This is a genomic window from Streptomyces sp. S07_1.15, from assembly GCF_020739505.1.
GTDB lineage: Bacteria > Actinomycetota > Actinomycetes > Streptomycetales > Streptomycetaceae > Streptomyces > Streptomyces xinghaiensis.
Genome location: NZ_JAJBZK010000001.1, coordinates 5,892,453 through 5,911,198, shown reverse-complemented (window position 1 = coordinate 5,911,198; position 18,746 = coordinate 5,892,453). Strand labels below are relative to the sequence as shown.

Here is an 18,746-nt window from a genome sequence, read left to right as displayed (position 1 = left end):
CCGGGAGCCGGCCGCCGGCCGCTGCCCGGTGGTCAGCCGTCCGCGCGGTCCTTCGCCGGGGTCTCCGCGCCCGACGCCTTCTCCGCGCCCTTCGCCGGAGCCGTCCCCTCGGGTATCTCCCGCCGCGCCTCCCGCGAGGAGACGTAGAGGCTGGTGACCGTGGTGACGACGAGGACACCGCAGATCACGCCCAGCGAGACGGGGGTGCTGATCTCGGGGACGTGGACCCCGGACTCGTGCAGGGCGTGCAGGACGAGCTTCACACCGATGAAGCCGAGGATGACCGACAGCCCGTAGGAGAGGTGAACCAGCTTCTTCAGCAGCCCGCCGATGAGGAAGTACAGCTGACGCAGCCCCATCAGGGCGAACGCGTTGGCGGTGAAGACGATGTACGGGTCATCGGTGAGACCGAAGATCGCGGGGATCGAGTCGAGCGCGAAGAGCAGGTCCGTGGTGCCGAGCGCGAGGACCACGACGAACATCGGCGTCATCAGCCGCCTGCCGTCCTCGCGGACGAACATCCGGGTGCCGCGCCAGGCCCCGGTGGAGGGGACGCGCGCCTCGATCGCCTTGAGGAGACGGCTCTCCTCGTACTCCTCGTCGTGCTCCTCCGTGCGGGCGTCGTGGATCAGCTTCCAGGCGGTGTAGATCAGGAACGCGCCGAAGACGTAGAAGATCCAGGAGAAGTTGGCGATGAGCGCGGCGCCGGCGGCGATGAAGACGGCCCGCATGACGAGGGCGATGAGCACGCCGATCATGAGCACCCGCTGCTGGTACCGGGTCGGCACCGCGAACTTCGCCATGATCAGGACGAAGACGAAGAGGTTGTCGACGCTGAGCGACTTCTCGGTGATGTAGCCCGCGAAGAACTCCCCGGCCGGAGCCCCGCCGCCGGCGAGGTACAGCCCGGCGCCGAAGAGGACGGCGAGCACGATCCAGACCGCCGTCCAGACACCGGCCTCCCTGACGGAGACGTCGTGCGGCTTGCGGCCGCCGATGAAGAAGTCGGCGGCGATCAGGACGCAGAGTCCCACAACGGTCAGTGTCCAGGCGGTCAGGGATACGTCCACGGAACTCCTCTGGCTGCGGCGGGCGGGCTTGCCGGGCACGCCCGTGCTTCCGCCCGGGCGTCGGGCAGGGCGCACGGAACGGACATCCCGGCATGCCAAGGAAGAGTACAGGGAAGGCAAATAAAGGTAAAAGACAGCAGCTCAGAGGGGTGGATTCACTCCTGAGAGGCCGGCGGGGGCAGCTCAGCGGCCGTAGGCGCGCCGGGCCTCCGCGACCTGGCGGAGCACCTGGACCAGCACCCGGCTGCCCGCCGGGGCGAGCGCCGGTTCGTACGTCCAGGCGTGGCCCACCCAGGGGTCGGCCAGGTGGTCGTCCGGCACCGGCGTGATCCGCAGCAGTGAACGCCACAGCGGGTCGAGCACCGGCCCGTACTCCCGGGCGTCCTCGCGGTCCGCGACCATCATGAGATGCACGCCGACCGAGGGCCCCTCGTCGGCGAGGTAGCGCAGTTGTGTCACGGCACGGTCGTCGAAGCCGTGGGGGAAGTCGTTGACGAGGAGGAGCTGCTCCCCGGTGTCGAGGTCCGGCGGCAGCGCGTCGGGGGCGCCGCCCCGGACGGCCATCTGCACCAGGTCCACGCGCTGGGTCAGCCGGGACAGGACGGCGGTCACCCCCGCGGCTCCGGCGGCCGGGGGTTCCGGGAGCACACCGGACTCCAGCAGCGGGGCGAGGGAGGCGGTGGCCGATCCGGCCGGGTCGAGGACGTGGACGGTGAACTCCCCGGCGGGGTGGACGGCGAGCAGCCGGGCCGCGTGGGCCACGGCCGTCTCCACGGCCGCGCGGCGCAGCCCGTCGGAGCCGAGGGCGTGGTCCGGGCCGGAGCGGGACCGTCCGCCGTCGATCCAGAGACCGCGCTCCAGCGGCAGCCGCACCAGCATCGGGATGCGCAGTTCCGGCCGCTCCGGGAGGTGGAGGTCGCCCAGGCGCATGGCCATCGGAATCTCCATCGGCACCCGGTAGCCGTGCCAGACCGGGCTCGCCCAGCCCGCGAAGGCGGGCGGCAGGGCCGGTTCGACGACCTCCGACTCGGCGGTCAGCTGGGCGAGATCGCGGTCGAGGACGGCGCGGGCCCGGTCCACGAGGGCGGTGTGCTTGGCGCCGGCCGCCGCCCGGGCCTCGTCCCCCGCGCCGCCGATGCGGGAGCGGGGGTCGGAGAGCACTCGTTCGAGTTCCTGCTCCTGGCGGGAGTCGGCGAAATCCACCGCGCTGCGGTACGCGGCGACGCTCCGGGCCAGATCCTCGAACATGCCCCAGACCTGGTTGTAGAGGCGTTCGTCCATCGTCCAGCCGCTCGCGTCGCCCGCGACGGGCTGCGGCGGCCGGCCGGGCTCGGGCGGCGACGCCTGCGGCGGCGGGGGCGGCGGCGGGGGCGGCGGCGCGGTGCGGGCCCGTCCGGGGTGGCGGTAGTCGACGGGGGAGCCGCTCTGCGCCTGCTGCTGCGGAGGCCGGGCCTCCGGCGGGGCCGGAGCGGCCGGGGGCTGGGGCCGGGGTGCGGGCCCGGGCTCCCCCGGGGGCAGGCCGGCGGCGGTGCGGACGCGGGTGCCGTCGCCGGGGGTCCGGGGTGGCGGCGCTATGGTCCGGGCCATGCCGCGGGTCACGGCCTCCTGGACGGTGGCGGCCAGTTCGGCGGCCTGCGGCAGCCCCTGGTCGCGCAGCATCGCGGCCAGGCCGTCCGCGTAGCCCTGGCCGACGGCGCGGACCTTCCAGGCTCCAAGGCGGCGGTAGAGCTCCAGCGCGGTGACCGCCGACTCGGTATCGAGGCCGGTGATGGTGAAGCTGACGAGCGCGGTGCCGTCGAGCCCCGTGACGGCGACGAACGGCGCGGCGACCGTGCCGAACCGGGACGGGCCGCCGACGCCGGTGGGCAGCGCGAGCAGCACGGTGACCCGGTGCACGCCCTCGGGCAGCGCTTCGAGGTCCACGGCCAGCCGGTGGTCCGCCGCGGCCTGCTGGGGGACCTCCAGACCGGGGAGGTGGGGGGCGGCGGGGTGGGCGACGCGCTCGGGGCCGGCGACGCGGCCGTCCTCGTCGCCCAGGGTGGCTCCGGCGATGACGGGGTCACCGGCGGATATCCGGATCTCCAGGCGGGTCCGCGTCAGCGGGTGGTTCTGCCCGCGTACCAGCTCGGCCGTCATCGTGCGTTCCCCTCGGTGAGTCGCTCGTCGGGTGGTGCGTCCGCCGGGCCGGGCTCCGCGTCCGGGCGCCCGGCGCGGCGGGACGCGTCCGCTCCGCGGCCCGTGGCGGTGGCACCGCCTCCGCGGGCCGCGGAGCGGGGAGGGCGGGGCCGCCCGGAATCCCGCCCTCGGGGGCGGGCCGGCGGATCCTGCCTAGAGGTGGGGGGTGATGGTGGGCATCAGGTCCTGGAAGGTGCGGCCGTTGGCGGGGGTGCCGATGGCCGTCATCGTCCAGCCGCTGCCCGAGCGGTGCACCTTGGCCATGATCTGCGCCGTGTACTGGCCGCCGCCGGTGAGGGTGTAGCGGGCCATCTCCTGGCCGTTGGTCTCGTCGACGATGCGGCAGAAGGCGTTCTCCACCTCGGCGAAGGTCTGCCCGGTGAAGGAGTTGACCGTGAAGACGATCTGGTCGATGTGGACCGGGACGCGCTGGAGGTCGACCAGGATGGCCTCGTCGTCGCCGCCCTGGCCGGCGCCGCCGACGAGGTTGTCACCGGTGTGCCGGACGGAGCCGTCGTCGCTGACCAGGTGGCGGAAGAACACCACGTCCACCGGCTGCTTGTCGGCGAACAGCACGGCGGAGGCGTCGAGGTCGATCTCCTTCGTACGCTTGCCGAACAGTCCACGGCGCGGGGCAGCCTGCCAGCCCAGCCCCATCCGCACCGCGGTCAGAGTCCCCCCGTCGGACTTCTGCAGGCTGATGCCCTGTCCCTTGGACAAGTTGACGCTCACGCGCTGTCCCCTCTCGAAACCCGAAAAACCGCCTGAGTGCGCGGCTGGAGAGAAACCCTACGCAGTGCCGCTGACAGCGCGGCCGCCCGGTCGCGGTTTGTGTCGTTCTTGCAACACAGCGGCGCCGCCCGGGATGCCGGGAGTGACGCGGGGGCACACCGGGGCCCGGAAGGCCCGGAGGCCTCCCGGGGAGAGCCCGTGTCCGGCGGGGCTCCGGCCTCAGGCGAGGCCGGCCTCCCGCATCTGCCGCAGCTCCTTCTTGAGTTCGCCCACCTCGTCACGGAGCCGTGCCGCGACCTCGAACTGGAGGTCCGCCGCGGCGGCGCGCATCCGGTCCGTCATCTCCTCGATGAGCTCGGCCAGTTCGGCCGCCGGCCGGTCGGTGGGCGCGAGGGGCTTCCGGTGCCCGGACTTGGCCGCCGCCTTGCCGCCGAGGGCGGGCACGGGGGCCTTGGCCTCCTTGGCACCCTTGGCCTCCTTCGGGCTGCGGTAGCCGGTGCCGAGCAGCTCCTGGGTGTCGATGTCCTCGCGGGCGATGGTGGCCACGATGTCGTTGATCTTCTTCCGCAGGGGCTGCGGGTCGAGACCGCGCTCCGTGTTGTACGCGATCTGCTTCTCCCGGCGCCGGTTGGTCTCGTCGATGGCCCGCTCCATCGCCGGCGTGATCTTGTCGGCGTACATGTGGACCTGGCCGGAGACGTTCCGGGCGGCCCGGCCGATCGTCTGGATGAGCGAGGTGCCGGAGCGGAGGAAGCCCTCCTTGTCGGCGTCGAGGATGGCGACCAGCGAGACCTCGGGCAGGTCCAGGCCCTCCCGGAGGAGGTTGATGCCGACGAGGACGTCGTACTCGCCGGCACGCAGTTCGCGCAGCAGCTCGACGCGGCGGAGGGTGTCCACGTCCGAGTGGAGATAGCGGACCTGGATGCCGAGCTCCAGGAAGTAGTCGGTGAGGTCCTCGGCCATCTTCTTCGTGAGGGTCGTGACGAGGACGCGCTCGTCCTTCTCGGTGCGGAGGCGGATCTCGTGCACCAGGTCGTCGATCTGGCCCTCGGTGGGCTTGACGACGACCTCCGGGTCGACGAGCCCGGTCGGCCGGATGATCTGCTCGACGATCCCGTCGCCCCGGGACAGCTCGTAGGCGCCGGGGGTGGCGGAGAGGTAGACCGTCTGGCCGATGCGCTCGGCGAACTCCTCCCATTTCAGCGGGCGGTTGTCCATGGCGGACGGCAGCCGGAAGCCGTGCTCGACGAGGGTCCGCTTGCGGGAGGCGTCCCCCTCGTACATCGCGCCGATCTGGGGGACGGTGACATGCGACTCGTCGATGACGAGGAGGAAGTCCTCCGGGAAGTAGTCGAGGAGGGTGTGCGGAGGGGATCCGGGCTCGCGGCCGTCGACGTGCAGGGAGTAGTTCTCGATGCCGGAGCAGGAGCCGATCTGGCGCATCATCTCGATGTCGTAGGTGGTGCGCATCCGCAGCCGCTGGGCCTCCAGCAGCTTGCCCTGCTTCTCCATCACCGCGAGGGTCTCGGTCAGCTCCCGCTCGATGGCCCCGATCGCGCGCTCCATGCGCTCCGGTCCGGCGACGTAGTGGCTGGCGGGGAAGACGTACAGGTGTTCGTCCTCGCTGATGACCTCGCCGGTGAGCGGGTGCAGCGTGGAGAGCGCCTCGATCTCGTCGCCGAACATCTCGATCCGGACGGCCAGCTCCTCGTAGACCGGGAAGATCTCGATGGTGTCGCCGCGCACCCGGAAGGTGCCGCGGGTGAAGGCCATGTCGTTGCGCGTGTACTGGATGTCGACGAAGCGGCGCAGCAGTTCGTCCCGGTCGTACTCCTCGCCGACCTTCAGCGGCACCATGCGGTCGACGTACTCCTGCGGGGTGCCCAGGCCGTAGATGCAGGAGACGGAGGCGACCACGACCACGTCGCGCCGGGTGAGCAGCGAGTTCGTGGCGGAGTGGCGCAGGCGCTCGACCTCCTCGTTGACCGAGGAGTCCTTCTCGATGTAGGTGTCCGACTGCGGTACGTACGCCTCGGGCTGGTAGTAGTCGTAGTACGAGACGAAGTACTCGACGGCGTTGTTCGGCAGGAGCTCGCGGAACTCGTTGGCGAGCTGGGCGGCCAGGGTCTTGTTGGGCGCCATCACCAGCGTCGGCCGCTGGAGCCGCTCGATCATCCATGCGGTGGTGGCCGACTTGCCGGTGCCGGTCGCGCCGAGCAGCACGACGTCCTTCTCGCCGGCGCGGATGCGCCGCTCCAGGTCCGCGATGGCCGCGGGCTGGTCGCCGCTGGGCTGGTAGGGGCTGACGACCTCGAAGGGCGCCACCGTGCGTTCGATGTGGGATACGGGCCGCATGCCACCACCGTACGACCCGGCACCGACAACCGGCGCCGGAAGACCGTGCGCCCGGGAGCGGCTCCGGCCCCGGCCCCGTCCCCCGATCGGATCAAGTCGGCCCGGCGGGCTGCCGGAGCCGCGCGCCGCGGCGAAACCGCAGGCTGATGGGGTGCCTGTGGCGGGACGCGCCCGGAGTGACGCGTCCCGGGAACCCCGGCGGTCCGCTGTTCCACTACATATCGTCACATGGTGCGAAACACCACCCTGCGGAGTCGCTCATTCACTTTCTGGCCATCCTGCGCCTGTTTCCCGTTGGCGGACGGCTGGGAACCTCAGCGGGTCCGTGAACAGACGACGCGAGGAGTCCACGTGCTCACACGCCCTGTCGCAGCCGTCACCGGCGCGGTGCTGGGGTTCTCCGCACTCTTCCTCTCCGCACCGGCGGCCCTGGCCGCCGGCCCTTCGGGCGGCCCGGAGATCTTCGCCCACCGCGGCGCCTCCGGCTACGCCCCCGAGAACACCCTCGCCGCCGCGGACAAGGCGGACGAGCTCGGCACCGTCTGGGTGGAGAACGACGTCCAGCGCACCAAGGACGGCGCGCTGGTCGTCATCCACGACACCACCCTTGCCCGCACGACGGACGTCGAGGAGGTCTTCCCCGACCGGTCGCCCTGGAAGGTCTCGGACTTCACCCTCCAGGAGATCCGGCAGCTCGACGCGGGCAGCTGGTTCTCCGAGGAGTACGCGGGTGAGCAGGTCCCCACCCTCCGGCAGTTCCTGCACCGGCTCTCCTGGAACCGGCAGAAACTGCTGCTGGAGATCAAGGCACCGGAGCTGTACCCGGGCATCGAGCGGCAGATCCTCGGCGAGCTGCGCCGCACCGGTTGGCTGAGCCCGTACCACGTCCGGCACAAGCTGATCGTCCAGAGCTTCGCCGCCGACAGCATCCGGACCGTGCACGAGTGGCGCCCCGACGTGCGGACCGGCTTCCTCGGCACACCGGCGGTGGCGGACCTGCCCTCGTACGCCGAGTTCACCGACCAGATCAACCCCAGCTTCCGCACCGTGACGGCCGACTACGTGGACGCGGTCCACCGGCTCAAGGGCCCGCACGGCAAGCGGATGCAAGTGCTGACGTGGACGGTCAACGACGGCCCGACCGCCACCCGGCTCGCGGGGATCGGCGTGGACGGCATCATCACCAACTATCCGGACGTGGTCCGGGACGCGGTCGGCGAGGAGAGCGCCGCGGCGGAGGCGCTGCTGCCCTCCGCCGGCTGACCGCCCGCCCGGCCGGATTCCCGCCGGACGGGACCCCGCGGACCGAGTTCCGTGGACGGGGTCCCCGTCGGACCGGCTCCCCGTCGGGCGCCCGGAGCCCGGCCGTCTCCCCGGCCGGGCTCCCCCGGGAAGAGGGGGTGCCGCCCGGCGGCTGTCGGTCCCCGGGCCTACCCTGCCGGGATGACCGCAGTGACCTGGACCGTGACCGGCACCCCCATCGGCCCGCTGCTGCTCGCCGCCACCGGCCGGGGGCTGGCCCACGTCGTCTTCCACGCCGACGGGCCCGTCCTCCGGCGCGCCGTGGACCGGCTGGCGGCACGCTTCGGCGGTGAGCCGGCCGAGGAGGACGGGGAGGCCGGGCCGCCCCCGCTCGCGGACGCCGTCCGGCAGCTCCGGGCCTACTTCGCCGGCACCCGGACGGCCTTCGAGCTCGAACTGGACTGGTCGCTCTCCTCCGGCTTCAACCTGCGCGTGCTCCGCGAACTGGCCGCCGGCGTGCCGTACGGCACCGTCGTCTCCTACCAGGACCTCGCCGGCCGGGCGGGCGAGCCGGGCGCCGCCCGTGCCGTCGGCGCGGCCATGGGGTCCAACCCCCTGCCGGTGGTCGTGCCCTGCCATCGCGTGGTCGAACAGAACGGCGGCATCGGCGGTTTCGGCGGCGGACTGCCGGCCAAGCGGGCGCTGCTGGAGCTGGAGGGAGTCCTTCCGCGGCCGCTGTTCTGACAGGGCGCGGGCGGCGGCCCTCCGCCGTGGGTGAACACCCGTTCACCCCTGTCGGTGCCTGCTGGCAGACTCGGCCCGTGACCTCCACCCGGGACCCGGCCGTGCACCGGGAAGTACCGCTCGACCTGGCCGCGCTGCGCCGCCGTACCACCGCGGTCCTCATCGCGAGCCAGATCCTCGGCGGACTCGGTGTCGCCATCGGCATCGCGCTGGCCTCCGTGCTGGCCGAGGAGATCGGCGGCTCCCAGGCGCTGTCCGGGCTGGCGCAGACCGCCGCGGTGGCCGGCACCGCCCTGCTCTCCATGCCGCTGGCCGCGCTCATGAGCGCCCGCGGCCGGCGCCCGGGGCTGACCCTGGCCTACGCCATCGGCGCCACGGGCGGCGGCCTCGTCGTCCTCGCCGCCGCCCTCCGCTCCTTCCCGCTGCTCCTGGTGGGCATGGCCGCCTTCGGCGCGGGCTCCTCGGCCAACCTCCAGGCCCGGTTCGCGGCCGCCGACCTCGCACCCGCCGAGCAGCGGGCCCGGGCGATCTCCACGGTCGTCTGGGCCACCACCGTCGGCGCCGTCCTCGGCCCCAACATCGCCGCGCCGGCGGGCCGCAGCGTGGCGGGGCTCGGGATACCCGAGGCCGCCGGCCCGTTCCTGTGGGCGGCGGCCGTCTTCGTCGTCTGCGCCGTGCTGGTGGCCGCCCTGCTGCGGCCGGACCCGCTGCTCACCGCCCGGGCGCTCGCTCCCCGGGAGGAGCACCCGGAGCGGGGGCGTTCGCTGCGTGCCGGGCTGGCCGCCGTGGCCGCCTCGGCCCCGGCCCGGCTGGCGCTGGTCACGGTCAGCACCTCGCACACGGTCATGGTCGCGATCATGGTGATGACCCCTGTCGACCTGGCGCACCACGGGGCCGGTATCGAGCTGATCGGCCTGGTGATCAGTGGTCACATCGCCGGTATGTACGCCTTCTCGCCGCTGATGGGCTGGCTGTGCGACCGCGCCGGCCGGCTGCCGGTCATCGGTCTCGCCGTGGTCCTGCTGGGCGCGGCGGCCCTGCTCGCCGGCACGGCCGGGGGCGGGCACGGCCGCACGGCGGCGGGGCTGTTCCTGCTCGGCCTCGGCTGGTCGGCGGGGCTCGTGTCCGGCTCGGCGCTGCTGACCGACTCGGTGCCGCAGGCCGCGCGCGCCGCCGTGCAGGGCCTGTCGGACCTGACGATGAACGCGGCGGCGGGCCTCGGCGGCGCGCTGGCCGGCCTGGTCGTCGCCCAGGCCGGCTACGGCTGGCTGAACGCCCTGGGCGCCCTGCTGCTGTTCCCGGTGGTGATCCTCGCCGTCCACGGCCGGCGCCGTCCCGGCCGCGCCGGAACCGCCTGAGGCGTCCCCGCCCCACGGGACCGGGACCCTCCGCGGACGGTCGCCCACCCGGGTGGCAGGCGACCGGCGGGTGTATCCGGCCTGGCGGATCGGGAATGCGGACACAATGCACGATGTCGTCCCGGAGCCCGTGGCGGAGCTCGCCAAGCGCCGCAGGGAGCCGGTCGTCGTCCAGACGGTCCGCTCCGCGACAGGCGCGACCATCGCCTACGCGGCCGCCGTGTGGCTGCTCGGCTCGAAGCCTCCCCCGCTGCTCGCCCCGCTGACCGCGCTGCTCGTCGTCCAGGTCACCCTCTACGCGACCCTCACCAGCGGCGTCCGCCGGGTGAACGCCGTGGTGGCCGGGGTCCTCATCGCCGTGGGCTTCAGCGCCTGGGTGGGGCTCACCTGGTGGAGCCTCGGCCTGCTGATCATCTCCGCGCTGGTCACCGGGCATCTGGTGCGCGTCGGGGAGTTCGTCCCCGAGGTGGCCATCTCCGCCATGCTCGTCCTCGGCGTCACCCATGCCACCGATCTGGCGCTGACGCGGGTCCTGGAGACCCTGGTCGGCGCCGGGGTGGGGCTCCTCTTCAATATCGTCTTCGTTCCGCCGGTCTGGGTGGAGGACGCGGGCGAGTCCATTGAGGACCTGGCCAAGCGGATGTCGGCGCTGCTGCTGGAGCTCGGCGAGGAGCTCGGCGGCCACACCCCGGTGGAGGAGGCCACCGCGCGGGTGGAGGAGGCCCGCCGGCTCGACCACGACATCTCGGAGGTGGACGAGGCCCTCACCCGGGCCGAGGAGAGCGTGCGGTTCAACCCCCGGGTGAAGGAGGGCCTGCTCTCCCGGATCGTGCTGCGGACCGGTCTGGACACCCTGGAGATCTGCGCGGTGATACTGCGGGTCACCACCCGGAGCCTGGCGGATCTGGCCCGGGCGCGGACGGAGGAGGCGCTGTTCCCCCCGGATGTCTCCGCCGCGCTGCGCGAACTGTTCATCAACATGGCCGGCGCGGTGCAGAGCTTCTCCGTGCTGATCACCGATCAGGTGAGCGCCAACGCGGAGGACGCGGAGACCTTCCTGCTCACCGAGCTCTCGGCGGCCCGGATGAGCCGGGAGCACGTGGCCCGCCTGCTGCTGGAGAAGGTGCAGGAGCACCCGCGGCAGTGGCAGCTGCACGGGGCGCTGCTGGCCGAGGTCGACCGGTTCCTGGACGAGCTGGACGTCGAGAAGCGCTCGACCCGGCTCGCGGAGGAACTCGACCGGTACTCGCGCGAGCAGCGGGCCCGCCACCCGAGGCTGGACAAGGCCAAGCGCCGCGTCCGCCGGTACCGCCGCCGCCGCGGCGGCGGGCAGAGCCGCCGGCAGGCACTGACGAAACAGGACGTGGACGCGGCCTGAGCCGGAGGGTGCCGGGGGGCGCGGCCGGGCGACGCCCGGTCCTCGGCCGGGGACGCGGCATCTTGCGGACGGAATCCGGCCGCAAGTCCTTCTACGGTCGGGGCACCGGCGGCACACGGGCCCCGGCCCACGGGACACCACCCGGGCGCCGGCCCTGCCCCCGCCGGCCCGCCGACCGTACGAAGGGACTCACCCCGTGAACGCTCATCCCCCCGCGTCCTCCGGGACATCCAACACCCCCTCCGCGGCTTCCTCGCCCGCGCCCGGCGCCGTCCCACCGCGCGACCTGCCCGGTGAGCGCGGGGAGTTCCTGCGCAGCATGGCCGAGCAGCGGGCCAATCTGCTGATCACCGTCCGCGGTCTGGACGACGAGCGGGCCGCCCGGCGCACCACCGTCAGCGAACTGACCCTCGGCGGGCTGCTCCGCCACGTCGCCCAGGGGGAACGCGCCTGGATCCGGATTTTGGCCGACGGCGAGGGCAGGGCTCCGGAGGGCATGTTCGACATGGACCAGTACCGGATGCGGGAGGAGGACACCCTCGCCGCTCTGGTGGCCGACTACGAGGCCGCGGCACGGGTCACCGAGGAGACCGTGGCCGGCCTGCCCGGACTGGACGTCACCGTGCCGCTGCCGCACAGCCCGTGGGGACCGCCGGAGACGGTGCACTGGTCGGCCCGCCGCATCCTGCTCCACATCGTCCGGGAGACGGCGCAGCACGCGGGCCATGCCGACATGATCCGCGAGGCGCTGGACGGGGCGAGCACGACGGCCCGGATGGTCCCGCCGGGCTCGGTCGCGTGAGGGCCCGCCGCCCCGGTCACCCGCCGAAACCGGCGCGGGCGGCCCAGCCCGCGAGCTCCCGCCGGGCCTCCTCCCGCAGTTCCGGCGGCGCCGGGGCGGTGCCCTCGGCGACCAGCGCGAAGTGCAGCCGTCCGCCCGGTCCGCCGTCCTCCTCGCCGGCCGCCGGCGGTGAGAGCAGCAGCCGCCGGGCGTCCGTGCCGCCCGCCTGAGGGGCGGTGGCGACCGGGTGCCGGGCCGCGCGGCCGTCGGCGGCGTACGGGGGCGGCCCGGCGGCCGTCCCGAGGTCGGAGACGACCACGGTGCGCTCCGGGTCGAAGCCCCGGGGCAGGTGCAGTTCGGTGGGGGCCTCCTCCGCGCCGCCGTCCGGAGCGTCCGAGCGCCACACCAGCATCCCGTAGCGGCCGGAGCCGGTCAGCTCGGCGACGTGCGGCAGGTCGTCCGGGATCCGGTTCCAGGTCAGGGTGCGGTCCCCGTCGCGAGAGCGGTCCTCGTAGACGAAGGCCAGGGTGCGGCCGGAGACGGCGGTCGGGTAGAGCCGGTCGAGCAGGCGTTCGTCCTGGCGGAGCACCGGCTCGCCGGACGCGTCCCGTTCGACGGCGGAGAGGTCCTCGTCGTTCCAGGCGTCGCCCTCGGTGAGCACCTTGCCGGGGTTGCCGTTCATCAGTTCGCGGTGGCGGCCGCTGTAGAGGTCCCACTGCCACTGCTGGGCGGAGAGCACGGGACCGGACTCGGCGGCCCGCCGCCACCAGTCCCGGCCGGGGAGGCGGGAGTCGAGCGCCTGGTACATCGCCTTGAGGACGGTGGGCGCCTTGTCCGCCGTCAGCCCGTTGAGCGGGTGCCCGAACTCACTGACGACCGCGGGCACTCCGGTCGCCGCCGAGCGTTCGCGCACCTTTTCGAAGTCGCCGAGGTTCTGGCCGTCCCGCGCCTTGCCCGGCATGAGGACGCCGGAGATGGCCCGCTGATCGTAGAAGTGCGTGTTGAAGACGGAGCGGGGGCCGAGCCGCCCCGCGTCCAGGAAGCCCCCCTCCTCGTGCTGGAAGCCGATGTTGGAGTTCCAGAACATGTTCGGTTCGAGGAAGGCCGGCTTGTCCTGCCAGCCCGCGGCGTCCATGCGGGCGCGGAAGCGCTCGTAGAACGGCGCCAGGGTGTCCCGCTCCCAGGACCGGCTGTCCTCGCCGTCCTCGTAGGTGCCCGCGTAGGGCTCGTTGTACGGGTCGAAGCCGGCGATCCCCGCGAACTGGTCCCCGGTGAGGCGTTCCTTGAGGTGCGCCATGGTCTTCTCGGCGGTGGCCAGGAACGCGTCCTGCACGCCGAGGGGCCCGGCCTCCGTCTCCAGGACCCGGTTGTGCCAGAAGTCGCGGCTCGCGTCCATGACGGCCCGGTTCTGGGTGATGTTCTGCCCCCAGTGGACGCAGATGCCGCAGAACTCCCGCGGGTAGCCGCCGGCTTCGACGGCCCACCGGGGTGCGCCGTCGCCGGTGTACCAGCTGTCCTCGTGGAAGAGGTAGCGGGAGTGGAGATCCTGGTGGAAATCGGGGTAGACGCGCAGGCCCGCGTCGAGGAAGGCGCCCATCTGTTCGGTGACGGCGGCCAGGTACGCCTCGTCGACCCGGCCCGGCTCGGGTTCGGCGTACGCCCAGGAGAGCAGGAAGCGCACGGTGTTGCCGCCGGTGAGGTCCCGCAGCGCCTCGGCGGAGGCGCGGGCGTCGGCGGTGTTCGCGAAGGGCAGGCCGCGGTTCTCGTGCAGTTTGGTCTCGCCGGAGACGTTGAAGCCGCGCAGGACGACCTCCCGGCCGTGCCCGTCGGTGAACCGGGTGCCGTCCGGCGTCACCTCGGCGGCGGCACGGCCGTCGAACCAGAGTCCGCCGTCACCGGCCGCGGTCCCGGTGCCGGCGGCGGCGCTCTCCGTCCCGGCGGCTCTCGCGGCCGTGTCCGGGCCGTACAGCCCGGCCGTCATCAAGGCGCCGAGGACGATTCCGACCGCCCCGGCCCGCCGCCGTCCGCCGCCACGCCGTGTCCGCACACCGCTGACCACCATGGCCGCCACGATCAGGGCTTGCTGACGTACTGTCAAGAGTGCTTGCGGAAAAGCGGGTTACCGATGGTTATGGCTCGTCCACGGGCCCCCGGCCCGCCACTCGGCGCCGTTCCAGGCCGGCCGGCGCGGATCGTCCACCCGTACGACCACATCCGCGGCCTCCTCCGGACCCACCTCGTCCGCGTACCGCGCGAAGGCGGGCAGCGTCCACCGCTCCCCGGCGGGGGTGCGCCGCTCCAGCGCGCCGGGCGACAACCGCAGATGGACGGTCAGGTCGAACGGGAACCAGTGCCCCAGCAGCAGCGGGCCGTGCAGCACCAGTACCCCGCCGGGCGGGAGTTCGGTGTACGGGCTGCGGGTGGCCCGGTCGGTCTCCGGATCCCACAGATCGGGCAGTACCCGCCCGCTGCCGCCGGGGTCCAGCGGCCCGAAGACCTCCCGCCAGAGGGCGCCGGTGTCGAGCCGGTCCTCGTAGTACGCGTCGGGGTCCTCGCGCCCGGACTCGTACCGCAGCGAGGCGGGCCGCAGGAATCCCTCGGTGGAGACACCGCACACCGGGCGGCCGCGGAGGCGCAGGGCTCCGGCGAGCCGCGCCGCCGGCTCCCCGGGGGACGCCGCGGGGGCGCCGTCGATCGCGATCCGCTGCCACGGGCTGCCGTCCCGGCCGGTCTCCGCCGCCGCGACGCGCTCCGCGAGTGCCTCCGTCAGCCGTTCCCAGGTGATCGCTTCCATCCGCATACGGCCATCTTCCCCGCCCCTTCCGCCGTGCCCGGACGGGCCGGGCCGGACGAGCACGGGCCGGGAGGACGACCGCGACCCGGCCGGCTGACCGGATCGGTCCGCCGGCAGGCATGATGGTGTCTGTCGCGGGAGCCGTCGGAGGAGCAGGGTCGGGGTATGGACCACACCACCGGGAACACCTCGCACACCTCCCACACCGCGGACCCCGCGTACACCGCGTCCGCCGCCGCCCCCGCGTCCGCTTCCGCCGCCGCGAGCGCGCTGCTCGTCATCGACGTCCAGGAGTCCTTCCGGCAGCGGCCGGACTGGCGGGCCTCGTCCGACCCCGAGGTCGCCGGCCAGGTCGCCCGGCTGGTCGCCGCGGCCCGCGAGCGCGGCGAGTACGTCGTCTGGGTGCTGCACAGCGAGCCCGGCACCGGCACGGTGTTCGATCCGGAGCTCGGCCACGTACGGCTCATGCCGGGTCTGGAACCCGGGGCCGGGGAGCCCGTGCTGACCAAGACCGCGCACAACGTCTTCACCACCACCCCGCTTCAGCGGCTCCTCACCGCGCGCGGCGTCCGCGCCCTCACGGTCTGCGGCATCCGGACCGAACAGTGCTGCGAGACGACGGCACGGCTCGCCGCCGACCTCGGCTACGAGGTGACCTTCGCGATCGACGCGACCGCGACCACCCCGGTCGAGCACCGTGACGCGCCGCCCGGCCGCCCCCTCGCGGAGATCCTGGCCGATCCCCGCACCCTGACGACGGCCGAGATCATGACCCGCACCGAGTACGCGCTGGCCGGCCGCTTCGCGACCCTGCGCACCGTGGCCGAGCTGACGGCGGTGACCGGCGCGGAACCGGCCGCCGCGGCGGCCGCGGCAGTGGGCGAGCTGACCGGATCGTGACCCGTGTCGTCTTCCTGCTCGTGCCGGGGCTGCATCTGCTGGACCTCGCCGGTCCCGCACAGGTGTTCTCCACAGCCGCCGACCTCGGCCACGGCTACCGGCTCGCCTACGTGGCCGAGCGGGAGGACGTCCCCACGGCCCAGGGACTGCCACTGCACGCCGCCACCGCGTGGCCGGAGCTGAGCGCGGACGATCTCGTCCTCGTGCCGGGGTGGCGTACGTCCCTGGCCGCCCGCGGCGCCGGGTTCCTCAGCGCCCCGGTCCTCGGCCGCCTCGCCGCGCACCACGCGGCGGGCGGCACCGTGGCCAGCGTGTGCTCCGGGGCGTACGCGCTGGGGCGTGCGGGCCTGCTCGACGGACGCCGCTGCACCACGCACCACGAACTCCAGGACGAACTGGCCCGGCGCCATCCGCGCGCCACCGTCGAGCGCGACGTGCTCTACGTCGTCGACGAGCGGGTGGTGACCTCCGCCGGGATCGCCAGCGGCATCGACCTGGCGCTCCACCTGGTGGCCGTGCGGCACGGGCCGGCCGCCGCCGCCCGGGTGGCGCGCTCGATGGTCGTCCACACCCGCCGCAACGGCGACGAGCGGCAGAGCAGCGCCATGCTCCGGTACCGGGCCCACCTCAGCGACGTGGTCCACCGGGCCCAGGACGTGATCGACGCCCGGTTCACCGAGCCGCTGCCCCTGGCGGAGCTGGCCGCGGCCGCGGGCGTCAGCGAACGCACCCTCACCCGCCGCTTCGGAGCGGCGACCGGACTGACGCCGCTCCGCTACCAGCAGCGGCTGCGTGTCGAACGCGCCGAGCACCTGATCGGCCGGGGTGCGACCGTCGAGGCCGCCGCCCGGGCCGCCGGCTTCCAGGACGCCCGGATGCTGCGTCGGCTCCGCGGCAGGGAGGCGGCCCCGGGCGGGAGTGCGGCAGTCCCGAAGGCTCCGGCGGCGGCCGCGACCACGGTGCCGCCCGTTCCTTCCGCTCCGGCGGCTCCGTCCGCTCCTTCCGCCCCTTCCGCTCCGGCGGCTCCCGCGGCCGGCCCGGAGCGCCCGCCTCACGGCCGGAGGCCGCTCCACGCCCAGCGGTAGCGCTTGACGTCACTGCGCAGCAGCCCCGGAAAGCTCTGCACCCGGCGCCACCCCTCGGTGGCGGAGCCCACGCCGTCACCCGGCGCGGCGAGGGCGTCGGCGTGCGCCTCTTCGCTCGTCCACTCCGCGTAGTTGAGCACCCGGGTGCCGTCCGTGCTCAGGAAGAAGTTCGCGGAGATGCCGCCCGGACGGGACCGCGGTTCCCCGTCCAGGGCCTCGAACACCGTGTCGACCCAAGCGCGTTGCCGGGCGCGGTCCGGGCCGTCGAACTCCACGTCCACGAGGACGACACAGCCGGGCACGGCGCCCGGATCGCGCAGCGAACGGCTGCGGTACAGCTCGTACGCCGCGATGCCGACCCGTTCGATTCCGGGGACGGCGGCGTCGATCTCGTCGTTCCGCTCCTCCCGGTGGGTCCGGACGAAGGCGTGGTAGGCGGCCTTGTCCGTCCACTGCGAGTGGTGCAGCAGGGTGTCGCCGTCGGTGCCCGTGTAGACGTGGTAGGCGAGCAGGTCGCGGGTGGGCCAGGGGCGTTCCGCCCAGGTGGCGGCGACGGCCGCCACGACGGCCCGCTGCCGCTGCGGGGTGCCGACCCGCCAGGTGCTGAAGAAGCGGGCGCCGGCGTCGGGGCGGGCGATGTCGGGCCGGTGGGGGGCGGAGCGCGGGTGCGCGGCGGTCATGGGTGGTCCTCCGTGGTGGTCGCGGGCCGGGGCCCTGTGGGGCACGCCGTTCGCGTGCCGGCGACCACCACCCTCAGACATCAACCAAGCTTGAGGTCAAGCGAGTTCGGAGGGACACCCGCACCCCGGCCACCACGCGGGCGGCCGGGGACCGCACCGCCGCCCCGGACCCTCGGACCCGCCGCCCCTTCCACCCCTTCCGCGCCTTCCGTCCCTTCCGTCCGTCCGCCCCCTCACGTCTCGTCCCCCGCATGGAACCCCGCCGCGAAGTCGTCCGCGAGCAGCGTGATGGTGGCGCGCCCCTCGACCCGTGCCAGCCAGTCCTGCGGCAGCCGCAGGTCCCCGTGGTGGGCGCCGAGGAGGTTGCCGCAGACGGCGCCGGTGGAGTCGCTGTCACCCGAGTGGTTGACGGAGAGCAGCAGGGCCTCGCGGACCGCCTCCCCGGAGACGGCCGCCGGACCGCCGGTCCCGCGCCGCTCCGGGGTGTGGACCAACACGCAGTACACGGCGATGGCCAGCGCCTCCTCGGCGATCCAGCCGCCGCCGAGTGTCTCCACCCGCTCCGGGCCCGGAGCGGCGCCGCGGTCCGCCGCGAGGTCAAGTGCGGCGCCGAGGGCGGCCGTCGTCTCCTCGTGGCCCGGATACCGGGCGAGGAGGCGGAGCGTCAGCAGCACGGCGGCCTCCGGGCTCTCGCCGTACAGCAGATGGTGGACGATCGCCGCCAGGGCGCCGGCCGCGTAGGAGCCGGTGGGATGGCCGTGGGTGATCTGCGCGCAGCGGGCCGCCAGTTCGAAGGACGCGCGCGGCCCGGCGCCGGTGAGGCCGAAGGGAGCGGAGCGCATCACCGTGCCGCAGCCCTTGGACTCCGGGTTGACCGGGCCGGGCTCGCCGCGCAGCTCACCGGCCGGGTCGGGCGCATACGCGTGTTCGAGGCCCGAGAGGCAGGCGTTGCCGGGTGCGCGCCGTGCGTACAGCCACCGCTCCTCGCGGAGCCTCCCGGTGCGGTGCGTGAGCCCGTCAGCGGCCGGCGGCCCATCGTGGCGCTGGGTGTCCAGCCAGCGCAGATAGGCATCGCGTACCAGTTCGGTACCGGCGCCCGCGAGGCCCCCCGCGGCCGCCCGCTCACGGGCCCGCATCAGGCCCTCGGCCGTGAAGAGCGTCATCTGGGTGTCGTCGGTGACCGTGCCGGCCGGTGCGCCGCGGCCGGCGGCCACCAGGCCGCGCAGACCGTGCGACCCGTGCGCGGCGCGGATGCGGTCCGTGGACAGGAACTCCACCGGATTGCCCAGCGCATCCCCGACGGCACCGCCCAGCAGGCACCCCCGGATCCGGGCCCGTACCGCCACCGCCCCGCTCCAGGACCGGTCTTCCATGTCCGCCACCCCCACCTGGTGTGTCCGTCGCTCGAACGGCCATCCTGCCAGGCGCGCACGCCCCGCCCGGCGGCAACGG

14 protein-coding genes and 1 pseudogene are annotated in these 18,746 nt (G+C 74.0%); 7 read left to right on the top strand and 8 right to left on the bottom strand.

Annotation, left to right across the window (positions count from 1 at the left end; translation table 11 throughout):
• Positions 1 to 32: 32 nt before the first annotated feature.
• The 4 genes from LIX60_RS25295 to uvrB all read right to left on the bottom strand — a co-directional run bounded on the left by LIX60_RS25295 (position 33) and on the right by uvrB (position 6,332).
• On the bottom strand, positions 33 to 1,070 hold the full coding sequence (locus LIX60_RS25295) for a TerC family protein (protein ID WP_227960887.1): 1,038 nt from the start codon (positions 1,068 to 1,070) through the stop codon (positions 33 to 35).
• 183 nt (positions 1,071 to 1,253) lie between these two features.
• Entirely contained in the window at positions 1,254 to 3,206 is a 1,953-nt protein-coding gene (locus LIX60_RS25290; RefSeq protein WP_227960886.1) for a TerD family protein, read from the bottom strand.
• Between the two features lie 192 nt (positions 3,207 to 3,398).
• Complete coding sequence (locus tag LIX60_RS25285; protein WP_019709556.1) at positions 3,399 to 3,977, bottom strand: TerD family protein; 579 nt, start codon at positions 3,975 to 3,977, stop codon at positions 3,399 to 3,401.
• A 219-nt stretch (positions 3,978 to 4,196) separates the two neighbouring features.
• Entirely contained in the window at positions 4,197 to 6,332 is a 2,136-nt protein-coding gene (uvrB, locus tag LIX60_RS25280) for an excinuclease ABC subunit UvrB (protein ID WP_227960884.1), read from the bottom strand.
• A 351-nt stretch (positions 6,333 to 6,683) separates the two neighbouring features.
• On the opposite strand from uvrB, the gene LIX60_RS25275 reads away from it, so the two are divergent.
• The 5 genes from LIX60_RS25275 (at position 6,684) to LIX60_RS25255 (ending at position 11,856) form a co-directional block, all read left to right on the top strand.
• Entirely contained in the window at positions 6,684 to 7,595 is a 912-nt protein-coding gene (locus tag LIX60_RS25275) for a glycerophosphodiester phosphodiesterase (RefSeq protein ID WP_374117915.1), read from the top strand.
• Between the two features lie 180 nt (positions 7,596 to 7,775).
• The gene (locus LIX60_RS25270) at positions 7,776 to 8,318 is read left to right on the top strand and encodes a methylated-DNA--[protein]-cysteine S-methyltransferase (protein WP_227960882.1); all 543 of its coding nucleotides are present in this window, start codon (positions 7,776 to 7,778) and stop codon (positions 8,316 to 8,318) included.
• 77 nt (positions 8,319 to 8,395) lie between these two features.
• The gene (locus tag LIX60_RS25265; RefSeq protein ID WP_227960880.1) at positions 8,396 to 9,676 is read left to right on the top strand and encodes an MFS transporter; all 1,281 of its coding nucleotides are present in this window, start codon (positions 8,396 to 8,398) and stop codon (positions 9,674 to 9,676) included.
• 106 nt (positions 9,677 to 9,782) lie between these two features.
• Entirely contained in the window at positions 9,783 to 11,054 is a 1,272-nt protein-coding gene (locus tag LIX60_RS25260) for an aromatic acid exporter family protein (RefSeq protein ID WP_227960878.1), read from the top strand.
• Between the two features lie 196 nt (positions 11,055 to 11,250).
• Positions 11,251 to 11,856, top strand: a complete 606-nt coding sequence (locus LIX60_RS25255) for a DinB family protein (RefSeq protein WP_227960876.1) — start codon at positions 11,251 to 11,253, stop codon at positions 11,854 to 11,856.
• Positions 11,857 to 11,872: 16 nt separating this feature from the next.
• Here LIX60_RS25255 and LIX60_RS25250 read toward each other — a convergent pair whose 3' ends face one another.
• Positions 11,873 to 13,816, bottom strand: coding sequence for a cellulase family glycosylhydrolase (locus tag LIX60_RS25250; RefSeq protein WP_227962916.1), 1,944 nt, complete (start codon positions 13,814 to 13,816; stop codon positions 11,873 to 11,875).
• A gap of 138 nt (positions 13,817 to 13,954) precedes the next feature.
• Entirely contained in the window at positions 13,955 to 14,635 is a 681-nt protein-coding gene (locus LIX60_RS25245; RefSeq protein WP_227960873.1) for a uridine kinase, read from the bottom strand.
• Between the two features lie 159 nt (positions 14,636 to 14,794).
• Here LIX60_RS25245 and LIX60_RS25240 point away from each other — a divergent pair, with 159 nt between their 5' ends.
• Both LIX60_RS25240 and LIX60_RS25235 read left to right on the top strand, forming a co-directional pair.
• Complete coding sequence (locus tag LIX60_RS25240; RefSeq protein ID WP_227960871.1) at positions 14,795 to 15,529, top strand: cysteine hydrolase family protein; 735 nt, start codon at positions 14,795 to 14,797, stop codon at positions 15,527 to 15,529.
• Positions 15,526 to 16,440, top strand: a pseudogene (locus LIX60_RS25235) (GlxA family transcriptional regulator); the annotation flags it as partial. The gene LIX60_RS25240 and the pseudogene LIX60_RS25235, both read left to right, overlap by 4 nt.
• A 140-nt stretch (positions 16,441 to 16,580) precedes the next feature.
• On the opposite strand, the gene LIX60_RS25230 reads toward LIX60_RS25235, so the two are convergent.
• Both LIX60_RS25230 and LIX60_RS25225 read right to left on the bottom strand, forming a co-directional pair.
• Positions 16,581 to 17,294, bottom strand: coding sequence for an antibiotic biosynthesis monooxygenase (locus LIX60_RS25230; RefSeq protein WP_227960869.1), 714 nt, complete (start codon positions 17,292 to 17,294; stop codon positions 16,581 to 16,583).
• A gap of 233 nt (positions 17,295 to 17,527) precedes the next feature.
• Complete coding sequence (locus tag LIX60_RS25225; RefSeq protein ID WP_227960867.1) at positions 17,528 to 18,667, bottom strand: ADP-ribosylglycohydrolase family protein; 1,140 nt, start codon at positions 18,665 to 18,667, stop codon at positions 17,528 to 17,530.
• Positions 18,668 to 18,746: the final 79 nt, after the last annotated feature.